Annotated in this window: 23 protein-coding genes; 22 read left to right on the forward strand and 1 reads right to left on the reverse strand. The window is 37.3% G+C overall.

Features of this window, described 5'->3' with window-relative positions; genetic code table 11:
* The first annotated feature begins 267 nt into the window (after window positions 1–267).
* From uvrB to JUJ52_RS01880, 22 genes are all read left to right on the forward strand, one after another.
* On the forward strand, window positions 268–2,253 hold the full coding sequence (gene uvrB / locus JUJ52_RS01775; RefSeq protein WP_121605667.1) for an excinuclease ABC subunit UvrB: 1,986 nt from the start codon (window positions 268–270) through the stop codon (window positions 2,251–2,253).
* Between the two features lie 5 nt (window positions 2,254–2,258).
* The gene (gene uvrA / locus JUJ52_RS01780) at window positions 2,259–5,135 is read left to right on the forward strand and encodes an excinuclease ABC subunit UvrA (protein WP_121605666.1); all 2,877 of its coding nucleotides are present in this window, start codon (window positions 2,259–2,261) and stop codon (window positions 5,133–5,135) included.
* A gap of 420 nt (window positions 5,136–5,555) precedes the next feature.
* Window positions 5,556–5,909 carry a YojF family protein gene (locus JUJ52_RS01785; RefSeq protein ID WP_026681675.1) on the forward strand — a complete coding sequence of 118 codons (354 nt, stop codon included), beginning with the start codon at window positions 5,556–5,558 and terminating at the stop codon, window positions 5,907–5,909.
* 30 nt (window positions 5,910–5,939) lie between these two features.
* Complete coding sequence (bshB2, locus tag JUJ52_RS01790) at window positions 5,940–6,605, forward strand: bacillithiol biosynthesis deacetylase BshB2 (RefSeq protein WP_121605936.1); 666 nt, start codon at window positions 5,940–5,942, stop codon at window positions 6,603–6,605.
* A gap of 53 nt (window positions 6,606–6,658) precedes the next feature.
* Window positions 6,659–6,853, forward strand: a complete 195-nt coding sequence (locus JUJ52_RS01795) for a PspC domain-containing protein (protein ID WP_026681673.1) — start codon at window positions 6,659–6,661, stop codon at window positions 6,851–6,853.
* On the forward strand, window positions 6,853–7,209 hold the full coding sequence (locus JUJ52_RS01800) for a phage holin family protein (protein ID WP_026681672.1): 357 nt from the start codon (window positions 6,853–6,855) through the stop codon (window positions 7,207–7,209). Before JUJ52_RS01795 ends, JUJ52_RS01800 begins: the two co-directional genes overlap by 1 nt.
* A gap of 486 nt (window positions 7,210–7,695) precedes the next feature.
* Window positions 7,696–8,622 (forward strand): HPr(Ser) kinase/phosphatase, encoded by a 927-nt coding sequence (gene hprK, locus JUJ52_RS01805; protein WP_026681671.1) that lies wholly within the window; start codon window positions 7,696–7,698, stop codon window positions 8,620–8,622.
* 12 nt (window positions 8,623–8,634) lie between these two features.
* Entirely contained in the window at window positions 8,635–9,510 is an 876-nt protein-coding gene (gene lgt, locus JUJ52_RS01810; protein WP_121605665.1) for a prolipoprotein diacylglyceryl transferase, read from the forward strand.
* A gap of 92 nt (window positions 9,511–9,602) precedes the next feature.
* The gene (locus JUJ52_RS01815; protein WP_121605664.1) at window positions 9,603–10,565 is read left to right on the forward strand and encodes a nucleoside recognition domain-containing protein; all 963 of its coding nucleotides are present in this window, start codon (window positions 9,603–9,605) and stop codon (window positions 10,563–10,565) included.
* Window positions 10,540–11,175, forward strand: a complete 636-nt coding sequence (gene ppaX, locus JUJ52_RS01820; RefSeq protein ID WP_121605663.1) for a pyrophosphatase PpaX — start codon at window positions 10,540–10,542, stop codon at window positions 11,173–11,175. Before JUJ52_RS01815 ends, ppaX begins: the two co-directional genes overlap by 26 nt.
* Window positions 11,176–11,178: 3 nt before the next feature.
* A complete protein-coding gene (locus JUJ52_RS01825) occupies window positions 11,179–11,700 on the forward strand; it encodes an acyltransferase (protein ID WP_026681667.1) in 522 nt (173 codons plus the stop codon).
* A 9-nt stretch (window positions 11,701–11,709) separates the two neighbouring features.
* The gene (locus tag JUJ52_RS01830; RefSeq protein ID WP_026681666.1) at window positions 11,710–12,258 is read left to right on the forward strand and encodes a glycerol-3-phosphate responsive antiterminator; all 549 of its coding nucleotides are present in this window, start codon (window positions 11,710–11,712) and stop codon (window positions 12,256–12,258) included.
* A 185-nt stretch (window positions 12,259–12,443) separates the two neighbouring features.
* Window positions 12,444–13,238 (forward strand): MIP/aquaporin family protein, encoded by a 795-nt coding sequence (locus tag JUJ52_RS01835; RefSeq protein WP_121605662.1) that lies wholly within the window; start codon window positions 12,444–12,446, stop codon window positions 13,236–13,238.
* 46 nt (window positions 13,239–13,284) lie between these two features.
* Window positions 13,285–14,775 carry a glycerol kinase GlpK gene (gene glpK / locus JUJ52_RS01840; RefSeq protein WP_026681664.1) on the forward strand — a complete coding sequence of 497 codons (1,491 nt, stop codon included), beginning with the start codon at window positions 13,285–13,287 and terminating at the stop codon, window positions 14,773–14,775.
* 223 nt (window positions 14,776–14,998) lie between these two features.
* Window positions 14,999–16,666, forward strand: coding sequence for a glycerol-3-phosphate dehydrogenase/oxidase (locus JUJ52_RS01845; RefSeq protein WP_121605660.1), 1,668 nt, complete (start codon window positions 14,999–15,001; stop codon window positions 16,664–16,666).
* Window positions 16,667–16,809: 143 nt separating this feature from the next.
* Window positions 16,810–17,823: a tetratricopeptide repeat protein gene (locus JUJ52_RS01850; protein WP_205388807.1), complete on the forward strand. Its 1,014-nt coding sequence runs from the start codon at window positions 16,810–16,812 to the stop codon at window positions 17,821–17,823.
* Between the two features lie 79 nt (window positions 17,824–17,902).
* A complete protein-coding gene (gene trxB, locus JUJ52_RS01855; protein ID WP_026681661.1) occupies window positions 17,903–18,856 on the forward strand; it encodes a thioredoxin-disulfide reductase in 954 nt (317 codons plus the stop codon).
* Window positions 18,857–19,360: 504 nt separating this feature from the next.
* Window positions 19,361–19,825: an NUDIX domain-containing protein gene (locus JUJ52_RS01860; RefSeq protein ID WP_026681660.1), complete on the forward strand. Its 465-nt coding sequence runs from the start codon at window positions 19,361–19,363 to the stop codon at window positions 19,823–19,825.
* Window positions 19,826–19,850: 25 nt separating this feature from the next.
* The gene (gene rapZ / locus JUJ52_RS01865) at window positions 19,851–20,735 is read left to right on the forward strand and encodes an RNase adapter RapZ (RefSeq protein ID WP_026681659.1); all 885 of its coding nucleotides are present in this window, start codon (window positions 19,851–19,853) and stop codon (window positions 20,733–20,735) included.
* 2 nt (window positions 20,736–20,737) lie between these two features.
* The gene (locus JUJ52_RS01870) at window positions 20,738–21,703 is read left to right on the forward strand and encodes a gluconeogenesis factor YvcK family protein (RefSeq protein WP_026681658.1); all 966 of its coding nucleotides are present in this window, start codon (window positions 20,738–20,740) and stop codon (window positions 21,701–21,703) included.
* Between the two features lie 29 nt (window positions 21,704–21,732).
* Window positions 21,733–22,677: a DNA-binding protein WhiA gene (gene whiA, locus JUJ52_RS01875; protein ID WP_121605658.1), complete on the forward strand. Its 945-nt coding sequence runs from the start codon at window positions 21,733–21,735 to the stop codon at window positions 22,675–22,677.
* Between the two features lie 163 nt (window positions 22,678–22,840).
* Entirely contained in the window at window positions 22,841–23,095 is a 255-nt protein-coding gene (locus JUJ52_RS01880; RefSeq protein ID WP_026681656.1) for an HPr family phosphocarrier protein, read from the forward strand.
* Window positions 23,096–23,139: 44 nt separating this feature from the next.
* Here JUJ52_RS01880 and clpP read toward each other — a convergent pair whose 3' ends face one another.
* The gene (clpP, locus tag JUJ52_RS01885) at window positions 23,140–23,727 is read right to left on the reverse strand and encodes an ATP-dependent Clp endopeptidase proteolytic subunit ClpP (protein ID WP_026681655.1); all 588 of its coding nucleotides are present in this window, start codon (window positions 23,725–23,727) and stop codon (window positions 23,140–23,142) included.
* Window positions 23,728–23,818 lie beyond the last annotated feature (91 nt).

Genomic DNA, 23,818 nt, shown 5'->3' on the forward strand with positions numbered 1-23,818 from the left:
ACTGAGCGAATTTTGCTCCGTTTTTTTAATAGTCTTGGAATTTATAAAATTTTACCATGAGGAGGAAGAAGTATCTCTATTACGAAAACATAGCAGCAAGATGGCAATTGATTTAATCTTATCCAACTTGGTTCTAAATTGGCAAATAAGGGTATGCTAGAAACAAATGGAAAAACAAAAAAGTCGAATATTTGTTCGTTTTTGTGTTAAAATGTCTAGCAAATGTGATAAAATAATTGTAGTCATAGATGATCGGAGGAAGTTCTAGTGAAAAATACGTTTGATCTTGTATCAAAGTACGAACCACGTGGTGATCAGCCTAAAGCAATTAAGGAGATTGTTGAGAGAGTGAAGGCTGGCCAACGTCATCAAACATTATTGGGGGCGACAGGTACGGGGAAAACATTTACCGTGTCAAATGTAGTACAAGAAATTAATCGTCCCACATTAGTAATTGCACATAATAAAACGTTAGCTGGACAACTATATAGTGAATTTAAAGAGTTCTTTCCAAATAATGCAGTTGAATATTTTGTTAGCTATTATGATTATTATCAACCAGAAGCTTATGTTCCTTCTACAGATACATTTATTGAAAAAGATGCAAGTATTAATGATGAAATTGATAAGCTTCGACACTCAGCGACATCTGCTCTTTTTGAACGAAATGATGTTTTAATCGTTGCTAGTGTTTCATGTATTTATGGTTTAGGTTCTCCAGAAGAATATGAGAGTCAGGTGCTTTCCATTCGAGTAGGAATGGAAAAAGATCGTGATCAGCTGCTACGTGAACTTGTTGACATTCAATATGCAAGGAATGATATAAATTTTCAGCGTGGTACATTTCGAGTGCGCGGCGATTCTGTCGAGGTCATACCTGCATCGAAGGAAGAGCACTGTATTCGTGTTGAATTCTTTGGAGATGAAATTGACCGGATTCGGGAAGTTGATGCATTGACTGGAGAAATTATCGGTGATCGAGAGCATATTGCTATATTTCCGGCTTCTCACTTCGTAACAAGAGAAGAAAAAATGAAGCTTGCGATCAAAAATATCGAACAGGAGTTAGCAGAACGTTTAGAGGAATTACGAGAGCAGGATAAGCTCTTAGAAGCACAGCGATTAGAGCAACGTACTCGATATGATTTGGAAATGATGAATGAAATGGGATTTTGCTCTGGAATTGAGAATTATTCTAGACATCTAACGCTTCGAGAAAGCGGAGCAACTCCGTATACGTTGCTTGATTTCTTTCCCGATGACTTTCTAGTAGTAGTTGATGAATCACATGTTACATTGCCGCAGATTAGAGGAATGTACAACGGAGACCAAGCCAGAAAACAAGTACTGGTTGATCATGGATTTCGTTTACCTTCAGCGTTGGATAACCGCCCATTAAAGTTTACAGAATTTGAGAAAGCTACTAATCAGTTGGTCTATGTATCTGCTACCCCAGGACCTTATGAAGAGGAACATTCACCTGATATGACAGAACAGATCATTAGGCCGACTGGATTATTAGATCCAAAAGTAGATGTTCGACCGATAGATGGTCAGATTGATGATTTAATTGGAGAAATCAATAAACGAACAAGTAAAAATGAGCGTGTCCTCGTAACAACGTTGACGAAAAAAATGTCGGAGGATCTTACAGATTATTTGAAGGAACTGGGAATCAAGGTTGCTTATCTACATTCGGAAATCAAAACGTTGGAACGAATTGAAGTAATTAGAGATTTAAGAGTTGGGAAATATGATGTTCTTGTCGGTATAAACTTATTACGTGAGGGTCTTGATATACCGGAAGTATCCTTAGTCACTATTTTAGATGCAGATAAGGAAGGGTTCTTACGTTCGGAACGATCATTAATTCAAACGATGGGACGGGCTGCACGTAATGAAAATGGCATGGTTATTATGTATGCCGATAAAATAACGAAATCGATGCAAATTGCCATAGATGAAACAAATCGCAGACGTGAAAAACAGATGGCATATAATAAAGAGCATAATATTATACCTAAGACCATTAAGAAGGATGTCCGAGAAGTAATTCGTGCCACGGTTGTTGCAGAGGACCACCAACCTAAATATGATGGAAAAGCGAAAAGTATTAGCAAGTTAGCATCAGAGGATAAAGAGCAAGTCATTGAGCAGATGGAAAAAGAAATGAAGGACGCTGCGAAAGCACTGGATTTCGAAAAAGCAGCTGAACTTCGTGATATTATACTTGAACTTAAAGCAGGAAGGTGAAATTAATGCCAAGTAAATCAATTAAAATTCAGGGTGCCAGAGCACATAATTTGAAAAATGTGGATGTAGAAATTCCCAAAAATAAATTGGTTGTTTTGACAGGATTATCTGGTTCTGGTAAGTCCTCTTTAGCTTTTGATACGATCTATGCAGAAGGTCAACGACGATATGTAGAATCTCTTTCTGCCTACGCAAGACAATTTCTTGGACAAATGGATAAGCCTGATGTTGATGCAATTGACGGATTGTCACCCGCTATATCCATTGATCAAAAAACTACAAGTAAAAATCCGAGGTCTACAGTTGGTACAGTAACAGAAATATATGACTATTTACGGTTATTATATGCACGTATTGGTCATCCTACTTGTCCTAAGCATGGCGTTGAAATATCTTCACAAACGGTCCAACAAATGGTAGATCGAATTATGGAATATCCAGAACGGACGAAAATGCAACTACTTGCACCTGTCGTATCTGGAAGGAAGGGTGAACACGTTAAGGTATTTGAAAGGTTGAAGCAGGAAGGATATGTTCGCATTCGTGTTGACAAAGAAATGCGTGAAGTTACGGAAGAGATTAAATTAGAAAAAAACAAGAAGCATTCGATCGAAGTAGTTGTTGATCGAGTTGTGGTAAAAGCTGGTATAGAAGGACGTTTAAGTGATTCAATAGAAACGGCCCTCTCTTTAGGGGAAGGTAAGCTTATTGTTGATATCATTGGTGATAAAGAATTGACCTTCAGTGAAAACCATGCATGTCCTATTTGTGGTTTTTCCATCGATGAATTAGAGCCGAGATTATTTTCTTTCAATAGCCCTTTTGGAGCCTGTTCTACCTGTGATGGCTTAGGGACAAAATTGGAAGTAGATATGGATTTAGTTATTCCTGACTGGGAAAAGTCATTAAACGAACACGCAATTGCGCCGTGGGAGCCAATCAGTTCACAATATTATCCACAGCTTTTAAAGAGTGTCTGTGAACACTTTGAGATTGATATGGATAAGCCTGTGAACGATATCCCCAAAGATAAAATGGATAAAATTCTTTATGGTAGCGGGAAGGAAAAGATTCATTTCCACTATGTAAATGATTTTGGCAGTGTGCGCGATAGTCATATTGTCTTCGAGGGCGTATTAAACAATGTTAGTAGGCGCTATCGAGAAACATCCTCTGACTATATACGTGAAACTTTAGAAAAATATATGGCGCAGAAGAAATGTCCGAAGTGTAAAGGTTATCGGTTAAAGGAAAGCGCATTAGCTGTGTTGGTTAATGGGTTGCATATCAGTAAAGTTACAGAATTCTCTATTATGGAGGCAAAGAAATTTTTCGATACATTAGATCTATCGGAAAAAGAAAAACAGATTGCTAGCATGATTTTAAAAGAAATAGATAATCGATTAGAATTTTTAAATAATGTTGGACTTGATTATTTAACACTATCTCGTTCTGCCGGAACACTTTCAGGAGGAGAAGCACAGCGTATTAGACTAGCTACACAAATTGGTTCAGCTCTAACAGGTGTGCTCTACGTATTAGATGAACCTTCGATAGGTCTACACCAACGTGATAATGACCGCTTAATTGATACTTTAAAGCGGATGCGTGACTTAGATAATACACTCATCGTTGTTGAACATGATGAAGATACTATGCTAGCAGCGGATTGGCTTATTGATATTGGCCCAGGAGCAGGTGAACATGGAGGGCAAATTGTTGCTAGCGATAGGCCGGAAAATGTCATGAAAAATAAGCAATCACTAACAGGTCAATATCTAGCGGGTCATAAGTTTATCCCGCTACCAGTAAAAAGAAGGAAGAAAGATAAGCGTGTTATCGAAGTAGTAGGGGCAGAGGAAAATAATTTGAAGAAAGTTTCTACGAAAATTCCAATCGGGTTAATGACGGTTGTGACCGGAGTTTCCGGATCTGGGAAAAGTACGTTAGTAAATGAAATTATCTATAAGTCGCTAGCAAAAGAACTGTATAGTGGAAAGCATAAACCAGGTAAGCATAAGAAAGTAAAAGGAATGGAATATATAGATAAAGTAATTGATATCGATCAATCACCTATCGGTCGTACACCACGATCCAACCCTGCTACGTATACAGGTGTGTTTGATGATATCCGTGATGTATATGCTCAAACGAATGAAGCAAAGGTACGTGGCTATAAAAAAGGAAGGTTTAGTTTTAATGTAAAGGGTGGGCGCTGTGAAGCTTGCCGTGGAGATGGGATTATAAAGATTGAGATGCATTTTCTTCCGGATGTTTACGTTCCATGTGAAGTATGTAAAGGTAGTCGCTATAACAGAGAAACATTGGAAGTAAAATATAAAGGAAAAAATATCTCAGAGGTGCTTGGTTTAACAATCGAGGAGGCCTTAGAATTTTTTGCAAATATCCCTAAAATAAAACGCAAGCTACAAACCATTTATGATGTTGGGCTTGGCTATGTAAGACTTGGGCAACCGGCAACGACCTTATCAGGTGGGGAAGCTCAACGTGTGAAGTTAGCAAGTGAATTGCATCGTAGATCAAATGGTAAATCGTTTTATATTTTAGATGAACCAACAACTGGTTTGCATGTTGATGATATTAATCGCTTATTAAGTGTTTTGCAACGACTTGTCGATAATGGTGATAGTGTTTTAATCATTGAACACAACCTTGACGTTATTAAATCTGCTGATCATATCATTGATCTTGGACCTGAGGGTGGAGATCGCGGTGGACAGATCATTGCAACAGGTACCCCAGAACAAATCGCAGAAGCAGAAGCATCCTATACTGGAAAATACTTAAAGCCAGTATTAGAACGTGACATGAAGCGGATGGACAATGCAATAGAAGTAAAGGAAAAAGTAGCTACAAAATAATTGGAAGAGGCTGTGGCAGAACTTAATTGCATATTAACGAATGAACGATTCATTATAATAATAAAATGAAGCAGACTTTAGCATGGTCAATATGCGTAAATGGAAGAGAGCTTTTCTGCATGCGATGTATCGTTGGCGAAGTCATCCTTGTCCTTGCGGGAACAGCACGGTCCGAAGACCTCTTAGAAAGCTCTTTGTGCTTTCTGAGAGGCTATGGGCGGTGCCCATGGAAAGCGAAGCATTTTGAGAGCGATGAAGGAACTACCTATCTTTAAAAAAGTAACCCGAATGTTATCTGAAAGATTTGAGATAAAATTCGGGCTTTTATATGAAATGAAGCATTAGAGTCGGTTTAATTTTTTGACGCCATGCGGTTGTTTCGATAAGCTAAAAGAAGAAGTTGATTGGGAGGAAACTGATATGAAACCAATTGAAGTAGAGAGTGTACAACAATGCTTAGACGATTTTACAAATAAACAGGTCTACATACATGTGGAAACTACAAATGGAGCGTACGCTAGCCATTTTGATGATAAAGCATATAATGTTGGGGCTTATGTGCGGAATGCGCAGGTTACATTTAATCAAGCGAAGATCGTTGGTGATGGCAATGCGTATCGAGTCGGCTTAAAGACCGAGTTCGGCTGGATTTATGCAGAAGGATTAACAGACTGGGTAATTCATGAAGGATCAAAATTATTACTAGCTGGTCATGATCGGGAAGGTAGATTAATGGTTGCGCTTCAGATTAGTGAAACACCGTTTAATAATTAAAAAGACAAAAGAAGGGGATAGGTGATCAACTTGGAAAAACATGTTGTTGTTATATTACCGCATCCAGATGATGAATCATTTGGTGCTGCAGGATCAATTTCACATTTTCGAAGTCAAGGAATACCTGTAACATATTTATGTGGGACCTTAGGGCAGATGGGCAGAAATATGGGATCACCCACTTTCGCAAATAGAGAGACATTACCATTAATTCGAAAGCAAGAGCTTAAAAACGCATGTAAGGTTCTTGATATGGACCTAAAAATGCTAGGTTATCGTGATAAGACCATTGAATTTGAAGATCAAATGGAAATTGCACAGCATTTAAAAGGCATATTAGAAGAGATAAAGCCAAGTTTAGTTATTACACATTATCCTAATTATGCTGTTCACCCAGACCATAACGCACTTGGGGCAGCGGCAATTAAAGCTGTTGAACTGATGGATGAGCGACCAACTGTATGGGCGCAGGCATTTGCACGTGGATTTAAAAAGGAACTCGGAGAACCAGATGTTATTAATGATGTTTCCGCCTATTTTGAGAAAAAAATGGATGCCATTCTTTGTCATGACTCTCAAGCTGGAGGCATTATTGGTCCGCTGAAAAATTATAAGGAACTTGGTGAGGAAGTACTACAAGAAGCGAAGGAACGGTTTGGTACAGAGGAATTTTTTACTTGGCAGTTTTCAGTATGATGAATGATTGGATAGCGAATGGAATACGATGATAATCAAAAGGAGGTAATCCCATGAAAAAGCTATATCGTTCCAATACGAAACGTATGGTAGCTGGTGTTTTTGGTGGACTATCTGATTATTTTAATATAGATGCAACGATTCTAAGACTTGTATTTGTTGTATGTTTGATTTTTAGTCTATTTAGTTTTGCGTTCGTATATTTAGCGGCTGCCTTAATTATTCCTACTGAAAGGGAGAACTATTAATTATGCTACGCTGGATTGTGTCTATCATTTTAAATGCAGTTGCCCTGATTGCTGTTGCACAATTATTTGATTCCTTTCACTTGGACGGATTTGGTACGGCATTGCTTGCAAGTTTGATCTTAGCTGTTTTAAACGTAATTGTTAAGCCGATACTCATATTATTTACTTTGCCGATAACCATTCTCTCCTTAGGATTATTTCTATTTATCATTAATGCTGTAACATTAATGATTACACAGGCATTAATGGATGCTTCTTTTGTTATCGACGGATTTGGTACAGCGGTTTTAGCTGCTATCATACTATCTATCATTAATTTACTTTTGAATAGTGTAGTAAAAGACTCAATTAGATAACAGGATCGCAGGTGATAGATAGCCTGCGATTTTTCATGTGTAAAATTGTTCGTAGTGTTCAATCTGATTGCCATAGGAGTTAGGCGATAGCAAATCTTATAAAGAATATGCTACAATGAAGAAAACTTTTGCCTAAAGGTTATCCGACATTATTTCATGTATTAGGTAAGGAGCATTTCTCAACGAAACTTAATTTAATATATATGTCCAAGCCGTTTAGATAAATATTCTTATCTCACGTAAAACGAATTACGAGTGATTTGCCAGCTGAAAATTTTGATCTTCTTGTTAGAATAAATTTTAAGTGCGATAGACAGAGGCAGATAAGGAGAACGGTGTCTCACAGGATTTTATGGCGCGTGGAAAGCCGATATCTTGTTGAATACGTGTCCATATTGTTTATTGAGATATTCTTTAGAAGGAAAGTATCCAACTAAATAACATGGAGTCTATGTTTTGAATGGCAACAATAAGGAGGATAAATACATGTCAACCGTTCGGACGAAGGATTTATTAGAGAATTTCAATCTGACCCTTGTCGCAGGTGAGGACGGACTACATAGAGAGATTACTACAAGTGATATCTCACGACCTGGAATAGAAATGACAGGGTACTTTAAATACTATCCAAAAGAAAGACTACAGTTAATCGGCAGGACGGAAATGGCGTATTTCTTAGATTTAACAGATCAAGAAAAAGTCGAACGAGTTGGCCAACTCTGTACAGATGTTACTCCAGGAATAGTGGTAACAAGAAATATGGACATACCACAAGTGATGATCGATGCTGCTAATGAATCAGGTGTGCCTATCTTGCATTCACCGCGAAAAACGACACGAGTGATTAGTAGGCTAACAAATTATTTAGAAGCGAAATTTGCCCCGTTTACTGCAATTCATGGGGTGTTGGTAGATATTTATGGAGTTGGTGTGCTGATTACTGGTCAAAGTGGAGTAGGTAAAAGTGAAACAGCACTAGAACTAGTGAAAAGAGGGCATCGCTTAGTAGCCGATGATAGTGTCGAAATACGTCAAGAGGATTATGACAGTCTTATCGGTAACGCTCCACCTTTAATAGAGCACTTACTAGAGATTAGAGGCCTTGGAATAATTAATGTAATGACATTATTTGGAGCGGGATCTGTTAGAAGCTATAAAAAGATTTCATTAATCATTAATTTAGAAATTTGGGATCAAAAGAAACAATACGATCGTTTAGGTCTTGATGAAGATAAAATGAAGATAATGGAAGTTGAATTACCAAAGGCAACCATACCAGTACGTCCTGGAAGAAATTTGGCTGTCATTATTGAGGTAGCGGCTATGAACTTCCGTTTAAAACGTATGGGTGTTAATGCGGCAGAAGAGTTTTCGGAGCGGTTAACAAATATGATTGATCAAGAAAATAGCTAGGAGGAAAATAAGATGAGTTGTAATGCACCAGCACTTGACCGTGTATTTTTACATATAGGATCATTACCGATATATTGGTATGGCGTGATTATAGCAGCGGGAGCCTTTCTAGGCTTATTTTTAGCTACTCGAGAGGCTGACCGCTTAGGTATGAAAAAGGATATCATGGTTGATTTAGTGGTATTTGCCATCCCTATTGCTATTATTTCTGCACGAATATATTACGTTATTTTTGAATGGGATCGTTATGCAGGTGGTCCATGGAGTGATGTCTTTGCTATTTGGGAAGGTGGTATCGCAATCCATGGTGCTCTAATAGGTTCTATTATAACAGCGATTATCTATGCACGTGTTAAACAAGTATCATTTTGGCAATTAGCAGATATTGCCGCACCAAGTATAATTCTAGGGCAAGCAATCGGCCGCTGGGGAAACTTTATGAATCAGGAAGCACATGGCGGAGAGATAGCAGAATCAACATATAATAGCTTTCATCAATACTTGCCTGATTTTATTATGAACCAGATGTGTATAGATGGGGTTATGTACCATCCGACGTTCTTATATGAGTCGTTCTGGAATATTCTTGTGTTTGTATTTCTACTTATATTGCGTAAATTTAACCCTATTCGTGGAGAATTATTCTTAAGCTATGCCATTACGTACTCGATTGGACGCTATTTCATAGAAGGAATGCGGACAGATAGTCTTTATGTCTTGGGATCACTACGTCAGGCACAGGTTATCTCAATTGTCATTATTGTTGTAGCGTTACTATTAATCATTTATCGCCGAAAAACGATTAATACCCGGTATAATGAGGTGGAACATAAGGGGAAAGTGGTAAAAAACACGTATCAAAAGAAAAAAAATAAGAAGAAGAAATAAAATAACATCTAGTTATAAAGAGGCGTTAGAATCGTAGCTAAATGTATACTATTTTAAGGAATTAAAGTTTCATATGAAAGAGGGAATATGGAATGAAGGGGATTTTACTTCGAGGAATGCAGCAGGGATTAAATACATCATGGACATTAGGAAAAGTTATTTTTCCTGTTACGTTAATCGTTACGATTTTACAATTCACGCCCGTTTTACCATGGATTATAAAGCAACTTACTCCTCTAATGGGATGGTTAGGGTTGTCTGGGGAAGCTGCTGTACCACTTGTTTTAGGAAATGCGCTGAATCTTTATGCGGGTATAGCAGCGATTGTTTCATTTGATTTTACGGTTAAAGAAGTATTTATTATGGCGATTATGTTATCATTTTCCCATAATTTATTTATTGAATCTGCCGTTGCCTCTAGGGTAGGTGTTAATTGGTGGTTGATCTCAGGAATTAGAATAGGGTTGGCGCTTTTCGCTGCGATTATCATTAACTTCCTGTGGAATGGCGGGGCGGAACAAGCAGCATATGGATTCATTTCTTCGGCAAATCCTGAATTAACAGGTTGGGGAGAGATTATTCTACATGGTCTGCAAACAGCTATTGTGGCCATTGCTCAGCTAGCTATGATTGTGATACCACTCATGATAGTTATGCAATTTTTACGTGAAAAAGGATGGTTGAATTATCTGTCTACTAAATTTGCTCCGTTTACAAGGGTTCTTGGAATGAAAGAGAATACCTCAATGACCATGGTAGCTGGGCTGACAATAGGTTTAGCATATGGTGCTGGTGTGATGATTCAGGCTGTGAAAGAGGATGGCGTTGAAAAAAAAGATATGATTCTAGCACTCATCTTTCTTGTTTCCTGTCACGCAGTAGTTGAGGATACGGTCGTATTTATCCCATTGGGAATCCCAGTATGGCCACTACTAGTTATTCGACTCATTACAGCAATTTTATTAACAATGGCAATTTCATTCATTTGGAACAGCATAGATAAGAACAAAAGAAGGAAGGAAACCACTAATGAGCATTCGTACAATACTTTTTGATTTAGATGGGACACTAATCGATACAAATGAATTAATTATTGCGTCATTTATTCATACATTTAATGCTTATCATTTAGAATATTCGCGTGAGGAAATTATAGAATTTAATGGACCTCCGTTGGTTGATACATTTACCAAGATTGATGCAAGACGAGCAGATAGTATGGTTGAAACCTATCGTGAGCATAATTTAAAAGAACATGATAATTATGTAAAACCGTTTCCGCATGTAGTTGATACTGTAAAAAAGCTACAGGAGAATGGGATTGAAATGGCGATTGTGACAACAAAGATGAGAAAAGGGGTAAATAAGGGGCTTTCATTAACAGGGCTGGATAACTATTTTGAAACAGTTATTACTATAGATGATGTGATGCATCCAAAACCGCATGCAGAACCTGTGTTAAAAGCAATGGAAGCATTGCAAGCCGATCCCAAGAGGACATTGATGGTTGGTGATAATTATCATGACATTGAAGCGGGGAAAAATGCTGGGGTACAAACAGCAGGTGTTGCTTGGACCTTTAAAGGTAAACAACGTTTACTGGAATATAAACCGACATATATGCTAGATGATATACGTGATTTACTGCAAATTACTGGAGTGTAGCCAATGCGAAAAACAAAGCGTTACCCTGTGCAGAATATGAATGCATTATGGCAAATTTATAATACAGTACCTTTTTGGAAGGTAATGAAAAATTTTATTGTGATTCAGATAGCAAGGTATACACCTATTTTGCCAATGAAAAATTGGTTGTATCGCAAGCTTTTACGGATGGAAGTTGGAGAGTATACAGCATTCGCTTTGATGGTAATGCCGGATATTATGTTTCCAGAAAAAATTAAAGTGGGAAAAAATAGTGTTATTGGCTATAATACAACCATTTTGGCACATGAATATTTAATAAAGGAATATCGTATTGGAACGGTAACGATTGGTGATGAAGTAATGATTGGAGCGAATTCAACGATATTACCAGGTGTAACGATTGGTGATCATGCGATTGTCTCTGCTGGCACGTTGGTACATAAGGATGTACCAGCTGGATCTTTTGTTGGTGGAAACCCGATGCAAGTGAAGTATACAAAAGATCAAGTTAAAGAAAGGGAAGAAAAATTGAAGCTAGAGTAGGTGATTGAATTGAACATACCAACTGGTATTTTACCTGCGATCCGAAAAATGAAAGATTTTGATAAGGCTTTGGATACCCCTCATGAATCCATAGTTATTCTAGAAACTAGATTGGCGCAGATAAAAAGTTTAGTGGACTATTCTAAGCGCGCAAAAAAAAATATATTGGTACACTTCGATCTTATTCAAGGATTAAAGTCGGATGATTATGGTATGGAGTTTTTGTTAAGAGAAATTAAGCCAGACGGTATCTTATCAACTCGAGCAAATGTTATTAGTATGGCGAAAAAGCATCAATTGTTAGCAATCCAACGTGTGTTTTTATTAGATAGCTTAGCCCTAGAGCAAAATATAAAAGTAATTAATCGAGTACAACCAGATTGTATCGAGGTATTGCCTGGACTTATTCCATCAATGGTGCATCAGATCCATGCCAAAACGGAATTGCCAGTAATCGCTGGAGGATTAATTACCAACGAGGAAGAAGTTAAAGCTGCTTTACAAGCTGGTGCTGTTGCTGTTTCAACATCAAATACAGATCTTTGGAAGATGATGTAATTTATTTCATGGTTGTTCGCTGATATAATAGATATAGTTTAAAATTGGCTAGGTAATCGTTAATGTAGATTGACGAGTGCCTAGTTTTTTATCTTTGTGAAAATGTACGCTTAAAGAATCTATTAATAACTTTCTGGAATTGTGGAATACCAAAATATCAACTTTTTTAATGGAGGTATTTTAGTATGTCTGCATTTTTTGGAGAGTTAATTGGTACCATGATTCTAATTATTTTCGGCGGGGGAGTAGTAGCTGGGGTCAATCTGAAGCACACATTATCTGAAGGATCAGGTTGGGTTCTAGTCTCCATAGCTTGGGGTCTTGGCGTTACCATGGGTGTTTACGCAGTAGGTAATATTACTGGAGCCCATATTAACCCAGCTGTTACACTAGGTTTTGCTGCAATTGGTGAATTTCCTTGGGCGCAGGTTCCGTTATATATTTCAGCACAAATGCTAGGTGGCTTTATTGGTGCGATTATCGTTTTTTTTCATTATTTACCACATTGGAAAGAAACGAAAGATCAAGCTACAAAGCTAGGTGTGTTTTCTACCGGACCTGCTATTCCTAATACGCTAGCAAATTTAATTAGTGAAATTATAGGTACGTTTATACTAGTAATGGGTTTATTGTTTATTGGTGCGAATACATTTACAGAAGGATTGAATCCACTAATTGTAGGGTTGCTCATTATTGCTATTGGTATGTCTCTTGGTGGAACGACAGGATATGCGATTAATCCAGCTAGAGATCTAGGCCCAAGAGTGGCTCATTGGATTTTGCCAATTCCTGGGAAAGGATACTCTAATTGGAGCTATGCTTGGATTCCGGTAGCTGGCCCGGCAATTGGTGGTATTTATGGTGGACTTTTTTATGAGGCAATTTTTAAATCTCATGCTACAATAGTATTTTGGGTTTTTACTGCTGGTGTTTTACTATTGTTTATTACTGCATTAGGTAATGAACTAAAAAAGGCTTAATAATTACTAAATAAACGTATGACGGTTTTTTGGGGAGGAATAGAAATTGGAAAGATATATATTAGCACTTGATCAGGGGACAACCAGTTCACGTGCAATTATTTTTAATCATGCTGGTGAGATTGTTGCAACGGGACAAAAGGAATTTGAACAATATTTTTCAAAACCAGGCTGGGTAGAGCATGATGCCAATGAAATATGGACTTCTATACTTGCTTGTATCTCTGATGCACTTCGTAAGGCAGATTTAGAGCCATCTGATTTAGCTGGTATAGGTATAACAAATCAAAGAGAAACAACAGTTGTATGGGATAAAAACACTGGCAAACCTATTTATAAGGCGATTGTTTGGCAATCTAGACAAACTAAGGATATTTGCGATCAGCTTAAAAATGAAGGTTATAATGATGTCTTTCGGGCAAAAACAGGTTTATTAATTGATCCTTATTTCGCAGGGACAAAAGTGAAATGGATATTAGATCATGTCGATGGTGCAAGAGAAAAAGCAAATAATGGAGATCTTTTATTTGGTACGATTGATACATGGCTAGTCTATAAATTAACTGGTGGGAAACGCCATATTACGGACTATTCTAATGCATCTCGAACCCTCATGTATAATATTTATGATCTGAAATGGGATGAAGAATTATTAGAAATTTTAGGAGTACCGAAATCCATGCTGCCAGAGGTAAGGCAGTCTTCAGAGGTGTATGGTACTACGGTGGATTATCACTTTTTTGGACATGAGGTTCCAATTGCTGGAATTGCAGGAGATCAGCAGGCGGCCTTGTTCGGACAGGCTTGTTTTGAAAAAGGAATGGCAAAGAACACATATGGTACAGGATGTTTTATGCTAATGAATACAGGAGAACAAGGAATGCAATCAAAACATGGTCTCCTTACTACACTTGCTTGGGGAGTCGACGGTAAGGTAGAGTATGCATTAGAAGGAAGTATCTTTGTTGCGGGATCAGCAATCCAATGGCTGCGAGATGGCTTAGAATTAATCGAAAACTTGTCAGATACTGAATCACTTGCTCACGCTGTTTCTTCTACAGAAGGTGTATACGTAGTCCCTGCATTTGTTGGATTGGGAACGCCATATTGGGATAGTGATGTCAAAGGTTCTATATTTGGCTTAACGAGAGGAGCTACAAAAGAACACTTTGTACGAGCTACTTTAGAAGCATTAGCGTATCAAACAAAAGATGTTGTCGATGTTATGGAACAGGAAGCTGGTATGAAAGTGAAAAAATTCCGAGTTGATGGTGGAGTTGTCCAAAACAATTTTTTAATGCAATTTCAAAGCGATATGCTTGATGTTGCTGTAGAACGTCCAGTGGTTAATGAGACGACGGCATTGGGAGCTGCTTATTTAGCGGGTCTTGCTGTTGGCTTTTGGGAAAGCAAGGAAGAGATTGCTCAGCAATGGAAAGTAAATCGAACCTTTAATCCTACAATCATAAAAGAAGAAAGAACCAAATTATATACGGGATGGAAACAAGCAATAAAAGCAGCACAAGCTTTTAAGTAAAGTACTATACGAAGTAAATGAATTATGCTATACTATAAGTAAGTTAATAGTGTGGACGGAGAATTGGAGAAGCCGCAAGCAACTAATGTAAGAATTGCATTAGTTTGTTTTGCGGCTTTATTTTTTATGTATTAGGAATTTTTTCCGTCTGCGTATACATGACTATCCAGAAATATGGGTATTGATATGTATAGACATTACTAGAAACGGGGAGTGAATAATAGTGAGTAATTTTTCTAGTCACGAACGCAATCAGCGATTAACAAAGATGGAAAATACAGAGTTAGATTTACTAGTTATTGGTGGTGGAATTACAGGATCAGGTATTGCTTTAGATGCTGTAACTAGAGGATTAACAACAGGGCTAGTAGAAATGCAGGACTTTGCAGCTGGAACCTCCAGTAGATCAACGAAATTAGTACATGGTGGACTACGTTACTTAAAACAATTTGAAGTAAAGATGGTTGCAGAAGTTGGAAAGGAAAGGGCCATCGTTTATGAAAATGGTCCACACGTAACCACACCTGAATGGATGATGCTACCATTCCATAAAGGTGGCACATTTGGTCCATTTACTACTAATATTGGATTACGCGTCTATGACTTTCTAGCAGGAGTTAAAAAAGGGGAACGCCGGAAGATGTTTAACCCAGAAGTAGCGCTAGAGAAGGAGCCTCTTGTTAAGAAGGAAAATTTAAGAGGCGCGGGTTATTATGTTGAATACAAAACAGATGATGCGCGACTTACCATTGAAGTATTAAAAAAAGCCGTGCAAAAAGGAGTACTTGCGGCAAACTATACTAAAGTGGTTGAATTTATTTACAATGATAAAAACCGCGTAAAAGGTGTTGTCGTAGAAGATCAGATCAGTGGAGAACAGTATCGCATTTTTGCTAAAAAAATTATTAATGCAGGTGGACCGTGGGTCGATAATTTAAGAGAAAAAGATGGATCGAAAAAAGGTAAAGCATTACACTTAACAAAAGGGATTCATTTGGTGTTCCCGAAAGAAGTCTTCCCTTTACAGCAAGCGATTTATTTTGATACACCTGATGGACGGATGATTTTCGCTATTCCTAGAGAAAACATCACCTATGTAGGGACAACGGATACTAGTTATAAAGGAGACATCGCTAATCCCAAAATGACAGTCGAGGATCGTGACTATCTAATTGATGCGATTCATTATATGTTCCCTTCCTTAAACATTACAGCGGATCATGTCGAATCAAGTTGGGCTGGTTTACGTCCGTTGATTGCAGAAGAGGGGACAGAAAATCCAAGTGAGATTTCACGGAAAGATGAAATTTTTGTTTCTGATTCTGGTTTAATATCCATGGCTGGAGGTAAATTAACTGGATATCGAAAAATGGCAGAACAAGCTGTTAATACAGTAACAAAACAGCTTCAAGAAGAAGAAGGTATCATGTATTCGAAATCAGATACAGTACATTTACCAATCGCAGGAGGAGAAGTTGGCGGTTCTAAAGGCTTCAAAAAGTATTTAGAGAGAAAAACCGTAGAAGCTGTAGCAGAAGGTTTAGATGAAGCAACTGCTATTTATTTAATTAAGAAGTATGGTGCTAACTTTGATGTTATTTTTGAGTTATATCAAACGAAGCAGGAGGAAGCGAAACAAGCAGAAATTGATCCAGTCGTTTTCGCTCAATTACTTTATGCGATGGAATATGAAGCTGCTTATAAACCAGTTGACTTCTTTATTAGACGTACAGGTGCGCTCTTCTTTGAAATAGAGTGGGTAAAATCACATCAGGAAAAAGTGATTGACTACATGGCACGAACGTTAAATTGGACAGATGATCAAAAAGAAATGTTTACAGAGGAACTACAGCAGCTGCTATATGATGCTGTTCACCCTGTAGCAGAATAAGGTAATAAATATAAAGCGGAGCATTGCAAAAAAGCTATGCTCTGTTTTTTTACGTCGTGGGGCTATTTTCTTATCACGCTATATAAATCACCTAGTAATTATGGTATACTTTGTTCGTATGTTAACAAACTAGGGGGATATACATGCAACACGTTACAAATAATATAAATGGAAAACAAAACAACGTTCTCCCTTTTATTCCTGAAGGTGATTTTTATTTCACAAAAGGTGTAGAAGCATTTCAAAAAAGAAAATTTGATATAGCTGTTAAATGGTTAAAAAAGGCTGTTGAGAAAAAACCATCTGATGCATTGTACCAATGTCAGCTATCAATTATATATACTGAAATAGGTTCTTATCATGCTGCAAACCAATTGTTAACCAACGTATTACAATCATCTGAATATGTTGATTGCTACTATTTACTAGCAAATAATTATGCACATTTAGGGTTATTAAACGACGCCAAAAAATATGCTGATTTGTATTTAGAAAAAGAACCTGAGGGTGATTTTAGTGAAGAAGCCTTTAGGTTATTAGAGCTGATCAATATTGAAGATGATGAAGATATCGATGACTGGGAATTGGAAGATGAGGATGAACTACTTATTTACCAAGAAACCGTATTCTATCATATGGAAAATATGGAATGGGATAAAGCTATTCCGGTATTAGAAGAAATGATGACTTTGTTTCCGGAACATAAAATGACAAAACATGATTATACTCAGGCATTATTTTTCTCTGGACATCCAGAAGAAGCTATTGAGATGGAATTAACTATGTTGAAGGAAGATCCTAATTCATTGTATAGCCATACAAATTTAGCTTTATTTTATTATCAAATTGGAGCACAAGAAGAATATGATTTGCATATTCAGACATTACTAAATGTATATCCAATTCATGAACAACAAAAACTGCGAATCGCTGTTACTTTATCAAGAACAGGTGAGCACCAAGCAGCGTATCCTCGTTTTTCGTCACTTGTCAAAGCGAAAGTAAAAGGACATCCCTCTTACTTCCGTTGGTATACCAAGTCTGCATATTATATTGGTGAACAAGAGAAAGCAACTGTTATTTGGCAAGAAGGCATAAAAAAACACCCCAAATTAACCAAGGAGGAGGCGCCTTGGGAACAAAGTAGTAGGAATTGAGCATAATAATAGACGAAACACGTTGATTTTATTAAGCTTAGTATGGCTGAATTATTATAGTGAAAAAGGGGCGATATCGATGTCCGAAAATCATATGTATGATGTTATTATTGCAGGGGCTGGTCCAGCTGGGATGACTGCAGCGGTCTATGCTTCTCGAGCTAATTTGGAGACATTAATGATCGAGAGAGGAATTCCCGGTGGCCAAATGGCAAATACCGAGGATGTTGAAAATTATCCAGGTTATGATCATATTTTAGGACCGGATCTTTCTAATAAGATGTTTGAGCATGCAAAAAAATTCGGTGCAGAGTATGCGTATGGTGATATTAAAGAAGTTATCGATCATGGAGACTATAAAACAATCGTAGCAGGAAATAAAGAATACAACACGAGAGCACTAATCATTACTACTGGAGCACAATACAAAAAGCTGGGAATTCCAGGTGAAGAAGAATTGAGTGGTCGTGGTGTTTCCTATTGTGCGGTTTGTGATGGTGCATTCTTTAAAGAGAAAAATTTGATTGTTATTGGAGGAGGCGATTCGGCTGTAGAAGAAGGAATTTATTTAACACGATTCGCTGATAAGGTGACAGTTGTGCATCGTCGTGACGCTTTACGTGCCCAACGTATTCTACAAGATCGCGCTTTTGATAATGAAAAGATTGACTTCATTTGGGACACTGTTGTGGAAAAAATTAATGAAGATGGCGGAAAAGTTGGAAGTGCAACTTTGAAAAACAATAAAACGGGAGAAACATACGAGCATTCTATTGATGGAGTGTTTGTATATATTGGAATGGTCCCTTTAAGTGAACCATTTAAATCGTTAGGAATTACAAATGATGAAGGCTATATACCAACAAACGAAAATATGGAAACGACGATTCCTGGTATCTTTGCTGCAGGAGATATTCGTGATAAGACATTACGTCAAATTGTGACTGCTACTGGAGATGGAAGTATTGCAGCAGAAGCAGCGATTAAGTATGTGGAAGATCTACAAGAAGAACTAAAAACCACAAATTCCTAGCTATTAAGAGGGTACTATAGAGAATAAATGAGCGATCACACCGGTAAAAGTCTAACTGGAGAATTACAATAGAACCTACCTTTGTGCTCTCTTTCAATGGAAAAGTTGAACTGATCGTGTTCATCATATCGATGGATGGAGTGTATGCATAGATCATAGTAACAATTGTATGAGACGAAACATCGGTGGGGACGACGAAATTTCACCATGGATAAAGCTTTACTTTATAAAGAAAAATTTACCAATAGTAATTGGTTCTTAATCCTGTTGTAATATGTTCGAAATAATCATGGGTTATAATTAGAAGTAACTAATTGACCCCCTTTTAATAGATAGATTAGTTTTTGGCACAGGTGTGAAAACCTGTGCTCTTTTTTTGTCGAAATCCCCATTATATTGTATACATATAGTCTCATAAATCAGTCGTATGGAAGTTTAATTCGTAAACTAGTATAATAAAAGAAATGGAATTTAGTTGTTCCTCTTCATACGGGGTGATTTGTAATGCAACAGGTAACGAATTGCATAGTAATAGATAATAACCATATATTAGTACTAAAAAAGCCAAGGCATGGCTGGTATGCTATTCCTGGAGGAAAAAAGGAACAAGGAGAAACGATCCAGGAATCTGTTATTCGCGAATATAGAGAAGAAACAGCATTAGTGCTCAAAAATCCAAAATTAGCAGGTGTTTTCACATTTTCTATTATGGAAGGACAAACACTTATAAAGGAATGGATGATGTATACGTTTATATGCCGCAAGTACAGTGGTGAACTTACGGCATATTGTCGAGAAGGTGAATTAGAATGGGTCCCCGTAAATCAAGTTTTAGATTTACCGATGGCAGAAGGGGATCAAATGATTTATAAATATCTGCTTGCTAATGAGCAAGTCGTGTCGGGTGCCTTTTCATATACAGCTAAAGACGAACTAATTAATTTTCGGATTGATCCTATAGAGCAGTAGGATTTAGGTAAAGGGGAGATACAAAATGAGAAATGGAGAACAAGAAACAAAGTTGGTTATCATTACAGGGATGTCTGGAGCTGGGAAAACAGTAGCTGTTCAAAGCTTTGAAGACTTAGGATACTATTGCGTAGATAACTTACCTCCTACATTACTACCGAAATTTATTGAGCTAATGAAGGATTCTACGAACAACATACAAAAAGTAGCTCTTGTTATGGACTTACGAGCTAGGGAGTTTTTTGATACGTTATTTGAGGCACTAGACGTATTGGCTAAAGAAGATTGGCTTGAAGAACATATCTTATTTTTGGATGCAAAGGACGAAAAATTAGTAAGTAGGTATAAAGAAACGAGGCGTTCTCATCCCTTAGATGTTGGTGGTCTTCCGCTAAATGGTATTAGGCAGGAAAGAGAAATTCTTGATGAATTAAGAGGAAGAGCTCAGCGAATAATCGATACGACAAACTTAAAGCCTAAGGATCTACGAGAAAAGATTGTTCAAAAATATTCAGAGGAAAGGCAAGAAGTATTTTCTGTTCATATGGTCTCGTTCGGCTTCAAATATGGTCTGCCAATTGATGCAGATCTGGTGTTTGACGTCCGCTTTTTACCTAATCCTCACTATGTCGCAAATTTACAGCCCTTAACGGGGCTTAATGCAGATGTTGCTTCCTATGTATTTAAATGGACAGATACACAGAAATTTAATGCTAAAGTATTAGATCTTTTACAATTTATGCTCCCTCAATATAAAAAAGAAGGTAAATCACAATTAGTAGTTGCAATTGGATGTACGGGGGGACAGCATCGCTCTGTTGCACTTTCAGAGTACTTTGCCAAAGAGCTATCTTCTCAATATATTACTCATGTCAGCCATCGTGACATCGATAAAAGAAAGGGATATTAATTATGAGTGAAGAAACCCTGCCGCGTGTTGTAGTTGTTGGGGGCGGAACAGGAATGCCAGTTTTACTACGTGGCTTAAAAGATCTGCCTATTCAATTAACGGCACTTGTGACGGTAGCTGATGATGGCGGCAGTACAGGTAGATTACGAAATGAAATGGCAATTCCAGCTCCTGGTGATATTCGTAATGTAATTGCTGCACTATCAGATGCAGAACCAATGCTCATCGAGTTATTCCAGCATCGCTTTAGTGTTGGTAATGGATTATCCGGCCATTCCATGGGAAATTTGCTACTTGCTGCAATGACATCAATTACAGGTAATTTTAATATGGGAATTCGTGAGATCTCACGTGTTTTAAATGTCAAAGGGAAGATTTACCCTATTTCCAATGATAACATGTCATTACATGCGGAGATGGAGGATGGCACTATTATTTCAGGTGAATCAAATATTCCATTATCAAAGAAAAGAATTGAGCGTGTGTTTTTAAGCCCACAACCTGTTCAACCACTACCAAATGCAGTCCGTGCCTTAAAAAAGGCAGATCTAATTGTTATTGCTCCAGGTAGCTTATACACAAGTATAATGCCGACAATCATTATGCCACAAATTGATGAAGCTATCCGTCATACAACAGGTCAGGTAGTTTATGTTTGTAACGTTATGACACAGGCTGGAGAAACAACAGGTTATACAGCAGCAGACCATGTTCAGGCAATACGAGATCATATTGGTGAAAAGAGTGTTGATGCAATTGTGGTGCATAATGAACCAATAGAGCAGACGGTTCGTGATATGTATGCGGAGGAAAATGCAGCTCCGGTTATTTATGATACAGATCGTTTATTAGAAATGGGCTTAAGAATTATTGAAGGGGATATAATTGATCCAACTCAATCTACATTACGACATGATAATCATAAAGTTGCATCATTATTATATTCTATTTTAAAAAATAATGGATAGCTAAGAATACAAGTAAAGGGGGGATATGATTGTCTTTTGCTTCTGAGATAAAAAAGGAATTAACAGCCATCGATATAGATGATTGCTGTATGCATGCAGAATTGGCTGCACTCATCCGTATGAATGGAGCGATATCCCTATCCAAGCAAGAATACACCTTAGACGTACAGACGGAGAACGCAGCTATTGCGAGAAGAATTTATACATTAATTAAGTCAACATATGCTCTACCTGTAGAGTTATTAGTACGCAAAAAAATGAAATTAAAGAAAAATAATGTTTATATTGTTCGGCTAAAGGAAGATGTGCGTTCTTTATTAAAGGATTTAACTATATTGCAAGAGCCCTATACCTTTACAAGGAATATATCCGAGAGATACGTAAAAAAATCTTGTTGCAAGCGTGCCTATTTACGTGGAGCGTTTCTTGCAGGTGGCTCCATTAATAATCCGGAGACATCTTCCTATCATTTGGAAGTATTTAACTTTTATCAGGAGCATAATGATGCACTTTGTGATTTACTTAATGCGTTTGATTTACATGCTCGTAAGCTGGAAAGGAAAAATGGATATATCGTATATATGAAAGAAGCAGAAAAGATTACGGAATTTCTTAGCATTATCGGTGCACATAATGCTTTATTTAAGTTTGAGGATGTACGAATTGTGCGTGATATGAGAAACTCTGTTAATCGACTTGTTAATTGTGAAACGGCTAATTTAAATAAAACGATTGGTGCAGCATTTCGTCAAATAGAAAACATTAACCTAATTGAACGTACAGTTGGTTTAGATCAGTTACCGGAAAAACTCAGGGAAATCGCAGTTTTACGTGTAAAACATCAGGATGTCTCCCTAAAGGAGCTTGGTGAATTAGTTACAAGTGGTAAAATATCAAAATCAGGTGTAAACCATCGCTTGAAAAAAATCGATGCTTTTGCTGAAAAAATTAAAAAAGGTGAAGTTTTACAGTAATTGTTTAATTTGATTACCATTCATGATATAATACGGATAATTTAAAATCTTGTAGTTTAATGTAGCCCTTCGTGATTCAGTGGGAAATTCCACTGAATCACCATATTTCGTTCTATTTATGTAATATTTGATAGCGTTTTCATTTAAGGGGAGGATGAGGTATTTGGTTGAGAGGTCAATTAAGGTGGAACTGACAACTGGCTTACAAGCGAGACCTGCAGCAGAATTTGTACAGGAGGCTAACCGATATACATCTCATATATTTCTTGAGAAAAATGGTAAAAAAGTGAATGCAAAGAGTATCATGGGCTTGATGAGCTTAGCGATAACTACTGGAGAACAGATTACGTTGATCGCAGAAGGAGCAGATGAAGAAGCAGCATTGTCACAACTTACTTCCTTTGTTGCCAAAAAGTAATAAAAAATCCCTTTCTTTTTGTGAAAGGGATTTTTTGAATAAAACTATTCTGGTTTACGTTCCATTATTTTATCAATCAGACCATACTCAACAGATTTATGAGCTGACATAAAGTTATCGCGATCTGTATCTCGCTCGATAACATCTATTGGTTGACCAGTACGCTCTGAAAGAATTTCATTAATTTTTTCACGCATTTGGATGATTCTACGTGCGTGAATTTCAATGTCTGTAGCTTGGCCTTGTGTCCCTCCAAGCGGTTGGTGAATCATAACTTCACTGTTTGGTAATGCAAAGCGTTTCCCTTTTTCACCTGCTGCAAGTAAGAATGCACCCATAGATGCTGCCATCCCTGTGCAGATTGTGGAGACGTCAGATTTAATAAATTGCATGGTATCATATATAGCCATACCAGCAGTGATAGATCCACCTGGTGAATTAATGTATAACGAGATATCTTTTCCTGGATCCTCTGCTTCAAGGAATAGTAATTGTGCTACAATGGAATTTGCCACATTATCATCGATGGCACTCCCTAGCATAATGATACGATCTTTTAGTAAGCGTGAGTAAATATCGTAGGCACGCTCTCCACGATTTGTTTGTTCAATAACTGTAGGTATTAAATTCATGTAAAATCCTCCCTTATCTATTCGAATATCCATTAGATCGGATATATTTATCATAACTAATAGGTCAAAAAAGGTCAAACAAAAAGTTTAA

Source organism: Virgibacillus sp. AGTR, assembly GCF_016919725.2.
Taxonomy (GTDB): Bacteria; Bacillota; Bacilli; order Bacillales; family Amphibacillaceae; genus Virgibacillus; species Virgibacillus salarius.